Source organism: uncultured Modestobacter sp. (genome assembly GCF_947486615.1).
Lineage (GTDB): Bacteria > Actinomycetota > Actinomycetes > Mycobacteriales > Geodermatophilaceae > Modestobacter.
Window position 1 is genome coordinate 414,858 of sequence record NZ_CANKUD010000001.1, and the last position, 15,233, is coordinate 430,090.

Annotated in this window: 14 protein-coding genes; 9 read left to right on the forward strand and 5 right to left on the reverse strand. The window is 76.0% G+C overall.

Annotation, left to right across the window (positions count from 1 at the left end; genetic code table 11):
- Positions 1–35 precede the first annotated feature (35 nt).
- A complete protein-coding gene (locus tag Q1A09_RS02005) occupies positions 36–1,052 on the reverse strand; it encodes a zinc-dependent alcohol dehydrogenase family protein (RefSeq protein WP_299951496.1) in 1,017 nt (338 codons plus the stop codon).
- Between the two features lie 154 nt (positions 1,053–1,206).
- A complete protein-coding gene (locus Q1A09_RS02010) occupies positions 1,207–1,713 on the reverse strand; it encodes a DUF1349 domain-containing protein (RefSeq protein WP_299951499.1) in 507 nt (168 codons plus the stop codon).
- Between the two features lie 119 nt (positions 1,714–1,832).
- On the opposite strand from Q1A09_RS02010, the gene Q1A09_RS02015 reads away from it, so the two are divergent.
- A complete protein-coding gene (locus Q1A09_RS02015) occupies positions 1,833–2,900 on the forward strand; it encodes a Gfo/Idh/MocA family protein (RefSeq protein ID WP_299951502.1) in 1,068 nt (355 codons plus the stop codon).
- Here Q1A09_RS02015 and Q1A09_RS02020 read toward each other — a convergent pair.
- Entirely contained in the window at positions 2,882–4,531 is a 1,650-nt protein-coding gene (locus Q1A09_RS02020) for a bifunctional diguanylate cyclase/phosphodiesterase (protein WP_299951505.1), read from the reverse strand. The genes Q1A09_RS02015 and Q1A09_RS02020 overlap by 19 nt on opposite strands.
- A gap of 157 nt (positions 4,532–4,688) precedes the next feature.
- On the opposite strand from Q1A09_RS02020, the gene Q1A09_RS02025 reads away from it, so the two are divergent.
- Positions 4,689–5,645, forward strand: coding sequence for a PfkB family carbohydrate kinase (locus Q1A09_RS02025; RefSeq protein WP_299951508.1), 957 nt, complete (start codon positions 4,689–4,691; stop codon positions 5,643–5,645).
- Positions 5,646–5,700: 55 nt separating this feature from the next.
- On the opposite strand, the gene Q1A09_RS02030 is transcribed toward Q1A09_RS02025, so the two are convergent.
- Positions 5,701–8,412 (reverse strand): endo-1,4-beta-xylanase, encoded by a 2,712-nt coding sequence (locus tag Q1A09_RS02030; protein ID WP_299951511.1) that lies wholly within the window; start codon positions 8,410–8,412, stop codon positions 5,701–5,703.
- A 209-nt stretch (positions 8,413–8,621) separates the two neighbouring features.
- Between Q1A09_RS02030 and Q1A09_RS02035 the strand changes: the two genes are divergently transcribed.
- The 7 genes from Q1A09_RS02035 (at position 8,622) to Q1A09_RS02065 (ending at position 13,943) form a co-directional block, all read left to right on the forward strand.
- Positions 8,622–8,951, forward strand: coding sequence for a putative quinol monooxygenase (locus tag Q1A09_RS02035; RefSeq protein ID WP_299951514.1), 330 nt, complete (start codon positions 8,622–8,624; stop codon positions 8,949–8,951).
- Positions 8,952–8,986: 35 nt separating this feature from the next.
- Positions 8,987–9,838 (forward strand): pyridoxal kinase PdxY, encoded by an 852-nt coding sequence (pdxY, locus tag Q1A09_RS02040; protein WP_299951517.1) that lies wholly within the window; start codon positions 8,987–8,989, stop codon positions 9,836–9,838.
- 2 nt (positions 9,839–9,840) lie between these two features.
- On the forward strand, positions 9,841–10,317 hold the full coding sequence (locus Q1A09_RS02045) for a heme-degrading domain-containing protein (protein ID WP_299951520.1): 477 nt from the start codon (positions 9,841–9,843) through the stop codon (positions 10,315–10,317).
- 98 nt (positions 10,318–10,415) lie between these two features.
- Complete coding sequence (locus Q1A09_RS02050) at positions 10,416–11,330, forward strand: ATP-binding cassette domain-containing protein (RefSeq protein WP_299951523.1); 915 nt, start codon at positions 10,416–10,418, stop codon at positions 11,328–11,330.
- Positions 11,327–12,067 (forward strand): hypothetical protein, encoded by a 741-nt coding sequence (locus Q1A09_RS02055; RefSeq protein ID WP_299951525.1) that lies wholly within the window; start codon positions 11,327–11,329, stop codon positions 12,065–12,067. Before Q1A09_RS02050 ends, Q1A09_RS02055 begins: the two co-directional genes overlap by 4 nt.
- 2 nt (positions 12,068–12,069) lie before the next feature.
- A complete protein-coding gene (locus Q1A09_RS02060; RefSeq protein WP_299951528.1) occupies positions 12,070–13,284 on the forward strand; it encodes a sensor histidine kinase in 1,215 nt (404 codons plus the stop codon).
- On the forward strand, positions 13,281–13,943 hold the full coding sequence (locus Q1A09_RS02065) for a response regulator transcription factor (RefSeq protein ID WP_299951531.1): 663 nt from the start codon (positions 13,281–13,283) through the stop codon (positions 13,941–13,943). Before Q1A09_RS02060 ends, Q1A09_RS02065 begins: the two co-directional genes overlap by 4 nt.
- A gap of 54 nt (positions 13,944–13,997) precedes the next feature.
- Here Q1A09_RS02065 and Q1A09_RS02070 read toward each other — a convergent pair whose 3' ends face one another.
- Positions 13,998–15,128, reverse strand: a complete 1,131-nt coding sequence (locus Q1A09_RS02070; protein WP_299951534.1) for a ScyD/ScyE family protein — start codon at positions 15,126–15,128, stop codon at positions 13,998–14,000.
- Between the last annotated feature and the right edge of the window lie 105 nt (positions 15,129–15,233).

Consider the following 15,233-nt stretch of genomic DNA (forward strand, 5'->3'; position numbering starts at 1 on the left):
GCACCCCGTGCCCCTCCGGTGCGCGCCCCCGACGGTCAGGGCGTCAGGAGGGCCTTGATCGCGCGGCGCTCGTCCATCGCCCGGTAGCCCTCGGCGGCCTGGTCGAGGGGCAGCTGCAGGTCGAACACCCGGCCCGGGTCGATCTCCCCGCGCCAGACCCGGTCGATCAGGTCGGGCAGGAACCGGCGCACCGGCGCGGGCCCGCCGTGCAGCCGCACCATGGTGGAGAACAGCTGGCGGCCGGTGATCTCGACGCCGTGCGGAACGCCGACGAAGCCCACCCCACCGCCGGCGCGGGTCGAGCGGATCGCCTGGTCCATCGACTCCCCGGTGCCCACGCACTCCAGCACGGCGTCCGCGCCCACCCCGTCGGTCAGCTCGCGGACCCGGGCCACGCCCTCCTCGCCGCGCTCGGTGACCACGTCGGTGGCGCCGAACTCGGTGGCCAGCTGCTGGCGCGGCGCGTGCCGGCTCATCGCGATGATCCGCTCGGCGCCCAGCTGGCGGGCCGAGAGCACACCGAGCAGGCCGACCGCGCCGTCCCCGACGACGGCGACGGTCATGCCCGGCTGCACCCCGGCGGCGACGGCGGCGAACCAGCCGGTGGCCATGACGTCGGAGAGGGTGAGCAGGCTGGGCAGCAGCTCCGGGGCCGGTACCTCGGGCGTCGCGACCAGGGTGCCGTCGGCGTGCGGCACCCGCAGCAGCTCGGCCTGCGCGCCGGTGATGCCGACGCGGTCGGTGCAGGCGCTCTGGTAGCCGACCCGGCAGGCCGGGCAGGTGCCGTCGGAGGCGATGAACGGCACGATCACGAACTGGCCCGGCCGCACGGTGGTGACGTCGGCACCGACCGCCTCGACGATCCCGCAGTACTCGTGGCCGATCGGCTTGGGCTCGGTGACCTCGTTGATGCCGCGGTAGGACCACAGGTCCGAGCCGCAGACGCAGGTCGCCGAGGCCCGGACGACGGCGTCGGTCGGCTCGAGGACCCGGGGGTCGTCGAGCTCCTCGACGCGCACGTCGCCGGGGGCGTGCAGGACTGCTCCGCGCATGGGTGGGGTCTCCTTCTCAGCCGGTGGGTCGCCGTCCCCTTCCCGGAGCCGGGGGCGCGGGAAACGGACGGCGGTGTCAGTGCAGGTCGGCGTCCGCCGGCCCGGTGCTCCAGCTGCGGAAGCGGACCACCAGACCGGCGCGGGTCGGCGCGGGTCAGTACGGGCCCGCCGCGACCGGCACGTCCGCCGGAAAGGCGGCGACCCGGACCAGCCGGAACGGCTCGTCGTCCACCCGGGCCCGCACGGTGACCGCGTCCCCGGCCCGGCTGGCCCGCACGGTGACCCGCCGTCCGGCCCAGTCCGGCACCGGCGCGACCGACCAGTCGGAGCGGCCGAGGGTGACCACGGCTCCCAGCTGCGCTGCTCCGTCGGAGAACTCCACCCCGGCCTTGAGCCAGGTCTCCGCATCGGCCCGCAGCATCAGCCCGGCCTGGTCGAACTGCTGGTCCAGGTCGGCGTGGAAGGTCACCTCGACCGCGCCGTGGAGTGGGGCGAGCAGCGCGTGGGCGTCGTCGTGCACGAACCCGTAGGAGGTGTGCCGCCAGGCGTCGCTGCCCTCGGCGGCGGTGACCAGCAGGTCGGGCCCGTCCTCGGTCGCGGAGACCGGCGGAGTCGTCCAGGTGCCGGCACCCCAGGGCTGCTGCACCACGTCGTCGGTCATGCCGGCACGGTAGTGACCTGCCCGGGTGCGCCCCCGCCGCGGCATCCCGGCCCGCGGACACCACAGCGGGACGCAGCTCGGCGGAGGGCCCGGCGAACCGCTCCCCTAGCGTGGGCGGCATGACCTCGCCGTTCATCGCCCGACCGGAACTCCTCGACGCCGACCCGCTGGCGGCCACCGGCCGCCCGGTCCGCTGGGGCGTGGTGGCCACCGGGTCGATCGCCGCAAAGGTCACCGCCGACCTGCTACTGCTCCCCGACGCCGAGCTGCAGGCGGTGAGCTCCCGACGGGCCGACCGGGCGCAGGCCTTCGCCGAGCGGTTCGGCGCCACCGCCTGGTACGCCGACGACGCGCAGGGCTCCGGGGTCGACGCGCTGCTGGCCGACCCGGCGGTGGAGGCGGTGTACGTCGCCACCCCGCACGCCCAGCACGCCGCCGTCGTCCGGGCCGCGCTGACCGCCGGCAAGTCGGTGCTCTGCGAGAAGCCGCTGACGATCAACGCCCGCGAGGCGACCGAGCTGGTCGAGCTGGCCCGCGAGCGGGGGCTGTTCCTGATGGAGGCGGTGTGGACCCGCTTCCTGCCGGCCTACCAGCGGGCGCTGGAGATCGCCGCGTCCGGCGAGATCGGCACCGTGCAGTGGGTCTCGGCGGAGGTCGGGTTCCCCGCGCCGGCCGACCGGACCGCCCGGATCTGGGCCCCGGCCGACGGCGGCGGCGCCCTGCTGGACCTCGCCGTCTACCCGCTGCTGTGGGCCTGGGGCACCCTCGGCCTGCCCGACGAGGTGCGCGCGGTGGGCACGCTCAACGCCGAGGGCGTCGACGCGCAGAACGCGCTCACCCTGACCTGGGCCTCGGGCGCGCAGGCGCAGCTGACCACCTCGCTGCTGGCCCGCTCACCGCACACCGCGATGATCTGCGGCACCGACGGCTGGGTGCGCACCGACGGCGCCGACTCGGTCTACCGGCCCACCCGGCTGGACGTGCAGGCCGGCGAGGGTCCCGCACGCACTGAGGAGTTCGGGCTGATCGGCTCCGGTTACGTGCACGAGCTCCGCGAGGTCACCCGCTGCCTTCAGCAGGGGCTGACCGAGAGCCCGGTGCTGCCGCTGGAGCACTCGCTGGCCACGATGCGGCTGCTGGACGGCGTCCGCGAGCAGCTGGGCGTGGTCTACCCCAACGACCGCTGAGCCGGCACGATCGCTGCGACGGCCGGCCGCTGGAGCCCGGCGACGCGGCGCTCGACCTCGTCTGCCACCGCCGGGACGACGGACGCCGGCACCGCCCGCGCCAGCCACCAGCCCTGCGCGAGGTCACACCCCCAGGCGGCGAGCTGGTGCCACTGCTCGGCGGTCTCCACGCCCTCGGCCACCACGGTCAGGCCGAGGGCGTGGCCGAGGTCGACGGTGCTGCGGACGATCGCCCGGGCGGCCGGCTCGGTGCCCAGCCCGGCCACGAAGCTGCGGTCGATCTTGAGGGTGTCCACCGGCAGCTTGGACAGGTGGGCCAGCGAGGCGTGGCCGGTGCCGAAGTCGTCGACCGACAGCCGGACGCCGAGCTGGCGCAGCTGGCCGAGCACGGTCATCGCCCGGTCCGGGTCGTCCATGGCGGCGGTCTCGGTGACCTCCAGCTCCAGGTCCGCAGGCGACACCCGCTCCTCGCGCAGCGCCGCGGCCACCCGGTCGGGCAGCTCCAGGTCGTGCAGCAGCCGGGCGGAGAGGTTGACCGCCACGGTCAGCCGCCGGCCCTGCTCCCGCCAGGCCCGGACGTCGGCCAGCGCGCAGCGCAGCACGACGTCGGTGAGCGGGGCGATCAGCCCGGTCTGCTCGGCCAGCACGATGAACCGGTCGGGCGCCAGCAGACCCAGCTGCGGGTGTGGCCAGCGGACCAGCGCCTCCACCCCGGTCACCCGGCCGTCGGCCAGCCTCACCTTCGGCTGGTGGTGCACCTCCAGGCCGCCGTCCCGGATGGCGCAGCGCAGCTCGGCGTGCAGGGCCAGCAGGCCCGGGTCGAAGGAGTCCAGCTCCGGTGAGTAGACGGCCACCCCGGTGGCCTGGCGCTTCGCGGTGCCGCGCGCCACGTCGGCCCGGCGCAGCAGCTCGGCGCTCCCGGCCCCCAGCCCGTGGGCCAGGCCGGCGCTGAGGTCGACCTCCAGCTGCAGGTCGCGGACGGCGAACGGCCGGCGGAGCGCCGCCACCACCGTGGTCGCGATCCCGTCGGGCGCGTCGGGCACCAGCAGGGCGAAGACGTCGCCGCCGGTGCGCGCCGCCACCGCGCCGGCGGGCAGCACTGCCCGGAGCCGGTCGGCCACCGCCACCAGCAGGTGGCTGCCCACGTCGTGGCCCAGGGTGTCGTTCACCGCGGTGAACCGGTCGATGTCCAGCAGCAGGACGGCGACGTCGTCCGGGTCGGTGCCCGAGCGCGCCAGTCGGTCCAGCGCGGCGAGGAAGCCGGTGAGCGTGGCCAGCCCGGTCAGCGGGTCGCGGCCGGCCCGGTCGCGGAGCTGCTCCTCCAGCCGGCGGTGCGCAGCCGCCTCGGCCTTGAGCTGCCGTCCGCGGCGGGCGCCGAACACCATCATCAGCAGGTGCGAGGCGGCCAGCAGGAACACCAGGTGGTCCAGCGGCACGCCGGCGGACGCCGACCAGCCGACGATGCTCCGCGGCAGCTCCCAGGCGATGCCCGCGGCCGTGGCCAGCACGGTCAGCACGACGACCACGGCGGCGTCCCGGAGGACCTCGCGCCGCAGCTCGCCGGGGACGCCGTCCCCGGTCAGCGGCAGTGGGCCCTCGACCGGCGCGCCGGTCAGCCAGCTGTGCGCCACGGCCCCTCCCCCGTCCGTCGCCGGTCCTGCTCGATCCGGGGTCATCGGCAGTCGCCGGGCGGTTGCTGAGCGGCCGGCAGGCAGACCACCCGATCAGGGGAGACGACGCCCTCCCGGCCGCTGCGACCGGGGCGACCGCCCCGGCTACCGTGTGGCCGTGATCACCGTCTGCGGCGAGCTCGTCATCGACCTGATCCCCAGCGGGGACCCGGCGCCCGGCGCGGCGCCGCAGTACACCGCCTTCCCCGGCGGCAACGCGCTCAACGTGGCGGTCGCCGCGGCCCGGCTGCAGGCCCCCACCTCGCTGATGGCCCGGGTGGGGCCGGGCCCGTTCGGGGCGGTGCTGCGCGAGCACGCCGCCCGCAACGGGGTGGCCACCGACGCGATGCGCCCGGCCGCGGAGCCGGTCAGCCTGGCGGTGGTCGAGCTGGCCGCCGACGGCTCGGCCGGTTACTCCTTCCACACCGTCGGCGCCGCCGACTGGCAGTGGACGGCCGAGGAGCTGCAGCGGGCCTGGCCGGCCGGCACCCGGATCGTGCACGTCGGCTCGATCTCCAGCTGGACCCCGCCGGGCTCGGCCGCGCTGGCCGACCTGGTCGGCCGGGTGCGGGCCGAGGGGACGGCGCTGGTGAGCTTCGACCCCAACGTCCGGCCCACGCTGATCACCGACCCCGACGCCGTCCGGGAGCAGGTGACCCGGCTGCGGCGCACCGCCGACGTGGTGAAGGTCAGCGCCGAGGACCTCGACTGGCTGGAGCCCGGCGCCGACCTCGACGAGGCCGCCGTCCGGTGGGCCGCCGAGGGGCCGGCGCTGGTGGTGGTCACCGACGGCGGCAGCACGCTGCGGGCCGCCCGCCCCGACGGCACGCTGCTGCACCGGACCCCGCCGGCGGTGACCGTGGTCGACACCGTGGGCGCCGGGGACAGCCTGGCCGCGGGGCTGTTCGCCGGGCTGGTGCGCACCGACGTGCTCACCCGCGACCGGCTGCTCGAGCTGCCCGGCCCCGACCTGGCCGCCCTGCTGGACGACGCCGCACTGGTCGCCGCGCTCGCCTGCACCCGGCCCGGCGCCGACCCGCCGACGCTGGCCGAGCTCGAGGCCGCCCGCGGCTGAACGCACCGCGCCCCCGCTCACCGGTCGGTGAGCGGGGGCGCGGTGTGCTGGGACGTCAGCGCCGGACGTCGATGGTGACCGATGTCGTGGCGCTCACCGCCGCCCCGCGGCTGTCGGTCATCGACAGCGTGCAGTCGAACGCGGCGGCGCCGGTCTCCGTGGGGCGGGCCCGCAGGCTGACGTTGCCGTTCTGCCCGGCCGGGTAGTCGCGGTTGGCGACCTGTCGGGCCGACCCGGGCGCCAGCTCCAGCGTCATCGCCGGACCCGACGTCTGGGTGCAGGCGTACCCGAACGAGTCGCCCAGCAGCACGCCCGTGCCCCGGTTGCCGAACTGCACCACCAGCTGCACGGTCTGCTTCACGTTGGCCCGCACCACCGGCCCGTTGTTGATCTGCTGGTACAGCCGGGTCCCGGTCGGCGGTGCGGTGACCACCACGTCGAAGGTGACCGGGTTCGACCGGTTGCCGGCCGAGTCGGTGGCCGTGCAGCTGACCTGGGTGGTGCCGATCGGGAACACCGTCCAGGGCCGCGGGCTGCAGGTGGGGGTGACCCGCCCGTCCCGGGTGTCCCCGGCCTGCGGCAGCGGGTAGCGCACCAGCGCACCGGCGGTGCTGGTGGCGGTGGCGCGCACCGGGTCCTGCGCGGCGATCCGCGGCGGGAGCACGTCGGCCGGCCGCGGGGCGAGCTGCGTCGGGTCGACGATGCCCCAGTAGGCGGGCATGACCTGCAGGTCGTCGTCGAAGGGCAGCGGCGACTCCCACGGCCGGGCCGCCGGCCAGGTGCGCAGCCAGCTGCGGCCGTTGCTGATCCCCCAGAAGGTCACCGCCTCGATCGAGTCCGAGTGGCCCCGCAGCATGTCGAACAGGTCCCGGTAGTAGTACCCGAGCTCGGTCTCCGCGGCGTCCTGGTCGGCCATCGCCGGGGAGTGCTGGGGCACGGTGCCGTTGCTCACGTCGGCACCGTTGTTCTCCTTCGAGTCGCTGACGTCCAGCTCGGTGATCGCCTGCAGCAGCGGCGTCCCGGTCCGGGCGCTGAGCTGCTCGACCGCGGTGAGCGAGTCGTCGAGCCACTGCACCGGGCGGGCGAAGTCGACGTGCGCCTGGTGGCCGACGCCGTCGATCGGCACCCCGCGCTCGACGAGGGCGGAGACCAGCTCCAGGTAGTCGGCCCGCTTGGCCGGCATCTCGGTGTTGTAGTCGTTGATGAACAGCGCGGTGTCCGGGAAGTACCGGTCGGCCAGCCGGAACGCCTCGTCGACGAAGCCCTCGCCGAGCACCTGGAACCAGCGGCTGTCCCGCATGTCGTGCGGGTTGGCGTTGTCGCCGTCGGCGATGACCTCGTTGACCACGTCCATCGCCCAGATCGGGGAGTCCCCGTCGGGGTAGCGGGCGGCGAGGTGGTCGGCGATGCCCTTGATGTGCGCCTCCATGCGGGCGCGCAGCAGGGCCTGGTCGGCCGGGGCGTTCGTCAGCGGACGGTCGCCGTCGAGGAAGAACCAGTCCGGGGTCTGCGAGTGCCAGACCAGCACGTGCCCGTAGACGTCGGTGCCGGTGGCGTCGGCGAAGTCCAGCAGCGCGTCCAGGTCGCCGAAGGTGAAGGTCCCCTCGGTCGGCTGCACCTCGGCCGGCTTGCCGTCGTTCTCCGGGGTCAACGCGTCGAAGTGCCGCTGCACCAGCTGCGCCGGCCGGCCCACGGTCTCCCGCTGGTCGATCGCCACGCCGACGTGCTCGAACCCGTCCGCGCCGAGGACGTCCGCGAGCCCGGGCACGTCCTGCAGCGGGGTCTCGGCGAACCCGGCCAGGGCGAAGTCGTCGATCAGGAAGTCCACACCCGCGTCGCCCTCGACGTAGAGCTGGGCCCGGTCGATCGCCGCGCCGAGGGTGTAGGTGCCGCGCAGCTCGGTCCAGGCGTCGGCGGTGACCACCGCGCTGGCACCGGCGACGTTGTCGTAGTTCATCGCCGTCCCGCGCTCGCGCTGGACGGACACCCGCAGCGAGGCCGGGGCCTGGCCGGAGGCGAGCTTCGCCCAGACCGAGACCTGCACCGTCTCCCCCAGCGCCAGTCCGTCGGTGACGTCGACGGCCGGGCCGTGCCAGCCCTGCGTGCGGCCGGTGGTCAGCAGGCTGGTGGTCCCGCCGTGCGCGTCGCTGGTGGTGGTGGCGACCTGCGCCTCGCCACGGCCGGTCCAGCCCCCGGTGCCGGACTCGAAGTCGGTGGCCAGGTCGGCGCGGGTGCCCGGCTCGACCGGAGCGGCCGGCTCACCGGTGATGGTGACGTCGTCGACGAAGAACGCCTGGGTGGCGTCGGGGCTCTCCAGGTAGAGCTCCAGGCCGCTGTTGCTGGTGCCGAACTCGTAGGTGCCGGCGACCCGCGTCCAGGCGCTGTCGGAGACGGCGACCTGCCAGGCCACCGTGTCGTAGGCGGTGGCGCCGCCGGTGGGGGTGCGCGCCGCGCTCAGCGTGACGACGTCGGTCTCCGGCTCCGGCGTGGTGTCCGCGAGCCGCACCCACGCCTCGACCTCCCAGCTGCCGGCCGGCAGCAGCGCGGCGGCGTCCAGCCCCGGGCCGTGCCAGGTGTCGGTGCGCCCGGTGACCGCGAGGCTCTGCGCACCGCTGCGCGCCTGGGCGGTGCTCGGTGCCAGCTGCGCCGTCCCGCGGCCGGCCCAGCCGGCGGTGTCCTGCTCGAAGTCGGCCGTGTGCACGGTGGCCGGCGCGGCGGTGGCCGCGGGAGCCGCGACCACCCCCGCGGTGGCGACCATGCCGAGCATCGCTGCTCCGGCTCCCAGACGTCGTCGTCCCATGTCCCGTGTCCCCTCGGGTTCGGCTCGCGTAGCGGCTCTGCTGCGTGACCAGCGACTTCCGAGAACTATCGGAAGTCGCCCGGAAGAGTGAACCGCACCACACCGACCCGGGTCAACGGCGTCTCGGAACTCGCCCGGGCCGCTTCTCGCGAGCCGCCCCGTCCTACGCTGCGCGGGTGATCCTCATCGTGGTGAAGTGGCCGGTCCGCCCCGAGTTCGACGAGCAGTGGCCCGAGCTGGTCGGGGAGTTCACCGCGGCGGTCCGCGCCGAGCCGGGCAACGTCTTCTTCGAGTGGTCCCGCAGCGTCGACGAGCCGCACACCTGGGTCCTCGTCGAGGGCTTCACCGACGCGCAGGCCGGTGCGGTGCACACCGCCTCCGACCACTTCCGGAAGGCGATCTCGGAGATGCCGGACTGGGTGTCGGCGACGCCGTCGATCATGTACGTCGACTCCCCCGACCTGGCCGGCTGGGGCCCGATGGGCGAGGTCCAGCCCCGCGGCTGACCGGCCGGGGCCGGCGGTGTGCGATGTTCTGCCGCATGGTGAACGTCCTGTCGATCCAGTCCCACGTGGCCTACGGGCACGCCGGCAACGCCTCGGCGGTGTTCCCGCTGCAGCGGCTGGGCGTCGAGGTCTGGCCGGTGCACACCGTCCAGTTCTCCAACCACACCGGCTACGGCGCCTGGACCGGCCGGGTGTTCGACGGCCAGGCCGTGGACGAGGTCGTGCAGGGCATCGAGGACCGTGGCGTGCTCGGCAGCTGCGACGCGGTGCTCTCCGGCTACCTCGGTTCGGCCGACATCGGCCACGCGGTGCTCGGCTCGGTGGCCAAGGTGCGCAGCGCCAACCCGGCGGCGGTCTGGGCCTGCGACCCGGTGATCGGCGACGTCGGCCGCGGGGTGTTCGTGCGGCCGGGCATCCCGGAGTTCATGCGGGAGGTCGCCGTCCCGGCCGCGGACATCGTCACCCCGAACCACTACGAGCTCGACCTGCTCTCCGAGACCGAGACCCGGTCGCTGGCCTCGGTCAAGGACGCCGTCGCCGCCGTCCAGGCCCTCGGCCCGCGGGTGGTGCTGATCACCTCGCTGGTCGCCGAGGACACCCCGGACGACGCCGTCGACCTGCTCGCCTCGGAGGGCGGGCGGCACTTCCGGGTGCGCACTCCGCGGCTGGACCTGTCGGTCAACGGCGCCGGCGACGCGATCGCGGCGCTGTTCCTGGCGCACTGGCTGGGCACCCGCTCGGCCGCCGACGCCCTCGGCCGGGCCGCCGCCTCGGTCTTCGGGCTGCTGCGGATGACCGCGGAGGCATCGTCCCGGGAGATCCTGCTGGTCGCCGCGCAGGACGAGTACGTCTCCCCCACGACCACCTTCGACGTCACCGAGGTCTGACCATGAGCGACTTCCCCACCCTGGCCGAGCTCTCCGCCCAGGAGGAGGAGCTGCAGCTGCGCAGCTTCACCAACGACGACGCCTGGACCCTCGGCTCCGCCTTGGTCGCCCGCGCCCGGGCGGCCCGGCTGCCGGTGGCGATCGAGGTCTCCCGGCACTCCCACCAGCTCTTCCACGCCGCGCTGACCGGGGCCACCCCGGACAACGACACCTGGATCGCCCGCAAGGCCGCCACCGTGCACCGGTTCGGGCACAGCTCGCTCTACGTCGGCCAGCGCTCCCGCGAGGCCGGGACGACGTTCGAGGAGCAGTTCGGCCTGGACCCCGAGCGCTACGTCGCCCACGGCGGCGGCTTCCCGGTGCTGGTCCGGGACGTCGGCCCGGTGGGGGTCGTGGTCGTCTCCGGCCTCCCCCAGGTCGAGGACCACGCGATGGTCGTCACCGCCCTGCGCGAGCTGCTCGTCCAGCAGCTGCGCTGACCTTCGCTGCCGGGTCCTCCTCCTGAGGGACCGGCCGGGGCGGAAGGTCCTCCGCAGGGAGGACTACGGCACGGCCCGCCGTCCCTAGCGTCGACGCCGTGATCGAGATCCAGGACGTGAGCAAACGGCACGGCGACCGCTGGGCGGTGCGGGAGCTCAGCTGCACCGTGCGGCCCGGGCGGGTGACCGGCTTCCTGGGGCCGAACGGCTCCGGGAAGTCCTCGACCCTGCGGATGGTGGTCGGCCTGGACTCCCCGACCAGCGGCCGGGTGCTGGTGGAGGGCCGGCGCTACGCCGAGCACCCGGCGCCGCTGACCCGGGTCGGCGCGCTGCTCGAGGCGCGCGGCGTGCACCCGGGACGCAGCGCCCGGGCCCACCTGCAGGCGCTCGCGGCGACCCACCGGTTCTCCCGCCGCCGGGTCGAGGAGGTGCTCGAGCTGGTCGGCCTGACCGAGGTCGCGCACCGACGGTCCGGCGGGTTCTCCCTCGGGATGGGCCAGCGGCTGGGCATCGCCGCCGCGCTGCTCGGCGACCCGGCCACCGTGCTGCTCGACGAACCGGCCAACGGCCTGGACCCCGACGGCGTCCGCTGGCTGCGCGGCCTGCTGCGGCAGCTGGCCGACGAGGGCCGCACGGTGCTGGTCTCCAGCCACCTGCTGGCCGAGATGGCCGGCACCGCCGATCACGTGGTGGTGCTCGGCCGGGGCAGGCTGCTGGCCGACGCCCCGCTGGCGGAGCTGCTCGCGTCGGGCGCCCGCCCGGCCGTGCGGGTGCGCAGCCCGCGGGCCCGGGAACTGCGCGACCTGCTGCACGGCCCGGGCGTCGTGCTCGGCAGCCCGGCCGAGGACGTGCTGCTGGTCGAGGGCGCCTCCGCCGAGCAGGTCGGCGAGGTCGCCCGGGCGCACGGCGTGCCGGTGCACGAGCTGGTCACCGAGCAGCCGTCCCTGGAGGAGGCGTTCGCGGCCTTGACCGGGGACGCCGTCGAGTTCGACGCTGGCCGGGTGCGCCGGTGACCGCCCCGGGGCCCGCTGCCGGAGCGTGGTCCGGCGCCGTCCGTTCGGAGTGGGTCAAGCTGCGCAGCCTGCGCTCCACCGTGACCGCCTACGCCGCGATCGCAGCCGTGCTGGCCGCACTCTGCGGGCTGTGCCTCACCCTGCCCGGCGGTGGCACCGAGGACCCGGTGTTCGCCGCGCTGCTGCTGGCCGAGCTGCTGGTCGCCGGGGTGGCGGTGCTGGCCGCCGCGGGTGAGTTCAGCGCCGGCACGGCCCGTTCGACCTTCACCGCCGTCCCCCGGCGCACCCCGGTGCTGGTCGGCAAGCTGCTCGCGCACGGCGGCGCGCTGCTCGCCGTCCTCGCGGTCGCGGCGGTCGCCGGCGGGACGGCGGCCGCGATCGGGGCGCCGGAGGCGGCCGGCAGCCCGCTGGACCCGCTGGTCCTGCGGGCGGTCGGTGGGACGGCGCTGACGCTGCTGGGCGTCGTCGTCCTGGGGGTGTCGGCCGGACTGCTCACCCGCTCCCCCGCCGGCGGGCTGGCCGCGGTGTTCGCGCTGGTCGTGCTGCCGGTCGTGGTGGTCACCGCGCCGGAGGTCACCGCGTACCTGCCCGGCCGCGCGGCGCAGGGGCTGGTGTTCACCGGAGCTCCTCCCGAGGCGCACCTGCTGCCCGGCGCGGCCGCCGCCGCGGTGCTGGTGGCCTGGGCCGTCGTGGCGGCGATGGCTGCGGCGACGGTGCTGCGCCGGCGGGACGTCTGAGCGTGCACGAGGACGACGCCGCCCCACGCTGGACGGCGGCACCGGGCCGGCACCCGTTGCTGGTCGACGCCGGCCTGGCCCTGCTGCTCTGGGCGCTCGCCACCACGGCGGTCACCACCACCGCGGAGGTGACCTCACCGCTGGGGAACGGGCTGGGCGCGCTGGTCAACCTGGCGCTGGTGGCCCCGCTGGTCTGGCGCCGCCGGGCACCCCTGGTGACGCTGGCCGCCGTCCTCGTCCTCGCCCTGGTCGTCGTGTCGACGCTGGGCGCCACCGGCGGGGAGCTCGCCCTGCTGGTCGCGCTGGCCACCGCGGTCGCCGCCTCGCCCAGCTGGCCGGCGGCGGCCGTGCCCGCCGGGCTGGCGACCGTCGGCGTCCCGGTGCTGGCCGCCGTGGCCGGCGGGGTGCGCAGCCGCGCGGAACTGGTCGCCGCCGGCGCGGCGCTGGTGGCCGCGGTCGCCGTCGGTGCCGCGGGCCGGCTGGCCCGGGAGCGGCGGACCGTGCTGGCCGAGCGGGCCGCCGAACGCGCCGCCGAGCGGGCCCGGGCGGAGGCCCGGCGCACCGACGAGGCGATCGCGGCCGAGCGGGCGCGGATCGCCCGCGAGCTGCACGACGTGGTGGCCCACCAGGTGACCGTGATGGTGTCGCTGGCCGACGGCGCCCAGGTGGCGGTGGCGCACGCACCGGACCGGGCCCGGGCGGTGATGGCTCAGGTGTCGGCCACCGGCCGGGAGGCGCTCGGGGAGCTGCGCGGCCTGCTGGGTGTGCTGTCCGCCGGCGACCGGCCGGGCGAGGGGCCCGGCGCGGACTCGGCACCCCAGCCGGGGGTCGAGCAGATCGGTGAGCTGGTGCAGCGGGTGCGCGACGCCGGGCTGGCCGCCGCCCTGCACGTCGAGGGCCGCCCGCAGGAGCTGGACCCGATGGCGCAGCTGACCCTCTACCGGGTCACCCAGGAGGCGCTGACCAACGCCCTGCGGCACGCCGGCTCGGCCACCCGGGTCGACGTCCGGCTGTGCCGGGACACCGCCGGCGTCGGCCTGGAGGTCGTCGACGACGGCACCGCCGTCCCCGCGGCCGACGCCGGGCGCGGGCTGCTGGGCATGCGCCAGCGGGCCGCGCTGCACGGGGGCGAGCTGACCGCCGGCCCGGCCGGGGACCGCGGCTGGCGGGTGGCGCTGCGCCTGCCGGCGGCCGCACCGGCCGGGGTGCGGTCGTGATCCGCTTGCTGCTCGCCGACGACCAGCCGCTGCTGCGCCAGGGCATGACGCTCGTGCTGGAGGGCGAGCCCGACCTGACCGTGGTCGGCGAGGCGGCCGACGGCGTGCAGGCGGTCGACCGGGCGGTGCGGCTGCGGCCCGACGTCGTCCTGATGGACGTGCGGATGCCGCGGATGGACGGCATCGAGGCGACCCGCCGGCTGGCCCGGCTCGCCCCGGACGTGCGGGTGCTCATCCTGACCACCTTCGACCTGGACGAGCACGCCTTCGCCGGGCTGCGCGCCGGGGCCAGCGGCTTCCTGCTCAAGGACGTGCCGCCCGCCGAGCTGGCCGGCGCGGTCCGTGCGGTCGCCCGCGGGGACGCCGTGGTCGCGCCGGCGCTGACCCGGCGGCTGCTGGACGCCTACGCGCACCGGCTGCCGGCCGGGCTGCCGGCGCGCGGACCGGATCACCCCGCGCTGGCCGCGCTCACCGACCGGGAGCGCGAGGTGCTGGGCGAGCTGGCCTCCGGGCTGAGCAACGCCGAGATCGCCGCCCGGCTGGTGCTGTCGGAGTCGACGGTGAAGACCCACGTGAGCCGGGTGCTGCACAAGCTGCAGCTGCGCGACCGGGTGCAGGCGGTGGTGGTCGCCTACGAGACGGGCCTGGCGCCCCGCTGAGCCGGGCAGTGGCGTCCCGGTGGCCCGCGGCCACCGGGACGCCACCGGCCGGGGTCAGCCGCCGGACGGGGTGAAGGCGCCCTCGCCGACCCGCACCAGCTCACCCGAGCCGGCCGGCAGGCCGAGGAAGGAGGCGACGCTCCACGCCGAGGCGTAGAGCTCGCCGCCGTCCACGAGCAGCCCGGTCGGCATGGTCACCTGGGCGGTGCTGCGCTCGCCGTGCCAGGCGATCCGGGTCACCTCGCCGACGCTGGAGAGGTCGAACTCCGGCCCCGGCTCGCCCTCCGGGAAGCCCTCGGCCACGTTGGACACGTAGACGGTGCCCCGGCGGTCGACGGCGAGCCCGGTGGGCGCGGTCAGGTCGTCGATCACGTGCACCACGGAACCGTGCGGGGTGAGCACGTAGACCCGGCCGGCGCCGGGCACCTCGGCGCCCAGGGTGCTGACGTAGATCAGCCCCCAGGGCCCCTCGGTGATCCCGGTGGGCACCGGGTCGCAGCCGACGGTGCCGGGGTTGTTCGGCGCCTCCGCGCAGCCGGGCACGTCGGTGACCACCGGCGGGACGAAGAACGTCGACACCTCACCGGTGCGCCGGTCCACCGACAGCACCGCGTTGGCGCCGGCGTCGGCGACCAGCACCCGCCTGGGCTGGGCGAGCACCGCGTAGGGGTTGGACAGCGTCTCGACCGGTGCGCCGGCATCGTCGAACTGGACCTGCCCGTCTGGGTTCTCGGCCAGCTCGTGGGCCAGCAGGTCGATCGTCTGCAGCACCTCCCCGCCCGGCTCGGCGACCACCAGCGACGTCGCACCCTCCGGCGGGGGCGGCGTCTCGGCGCCCGGCGCGGCGTCCTCCATCGGCGGGGCCGGCTCACCGGTGGCCACGAACAGCCGGTTGCGGTCGAAGTCGCCCCCCTGCGGGCTGACCAGCCCGCTCAGCAGGGTCTGCACCTCACCGGTGCGCCGCGAGACGGCGGAGACCTCGCCGCTGTCGGCCTCGGCCACCAGCACCCGGTGGCCGCGGTACCCGGTGAGCTGACGCGGGCCGTCCAGCCCGGTCGCGACGGTGGTGACCCCGGCGTCCCCGCCGTGGCCGTGCCCGCGGTCGCCGGCCTGCGCCGCCGTCGCGGGTGCCACCACCAACGCGGCGCCGGCAACGGCGACCGCGGTCCTCCTGAAGCGCTTCATCGAGCTCCTCCTGGACAGTCCCCCGTGGCTGTGAACGTGCTGTGGACGCCGGGGACCTTGCTCGCCTGCACGGCCCCGCTTCAACGGGCTCCTGCCCGGCGAGGG

What these genes read in the sequence shown, in the direction of transcription:
- Q1A09_RS02005 (WP_299951496.1), bottom strand. Translation starts at nt 1,052, where the DNA reads ATGCGCGGAGCAGTCCTGCACGCCCCCGGCGACGTGCGCGTCGAGGAG.
- Q1A09_RS02010 (WP_299951499.1), bottom strand. Translation starts at nt 1,713, where the DNA reads ATGACCGACGACGTGGTGCAGCAGCCCTGGGGTGCCGGCACCTGGACG.
- Q1A09_RS02015 (WP_299951502.1), top strand. Translation starts at nt 1,833, where the DNA reads ATGACCTCGCCGTTCATCGCCCGACCGGAACTCCTCGACGCCGACCCG.
- Q1A09_RS02030 (WP_299951511.1), bottom strand. Translation starts at nt 8,412, where the DNA reads ATGCTCGGCATGGTCGCCACCGCGGGGGTGGTCGCGGCTCCCGCGGCC.
- pdxY (WP_299951517.1), top strand. Translation starts at nt 8,987, where the DNA reads ATGGTGAACGTCCTGTCGATCCAGTCCCACGTGGCCTACGGGCACGCC.
- Q1A09_RS02045 (WP_299951520.1), top strand. Translation starts at nt 9,841, where the DNA reads ATGAGCGACTTCCCCACCCTGGCCGAGCTCTCCGCCCAGGAGGAGGAG.
- Q1A09_RS02070 (WP_299951534.1), bottom strand. Translation starts at nt 15,128, where the DNA reads ATGAAGCGCTTCAGGAGGACCGCGGTCGCCGTTGCCGGCGCCGCGTTG.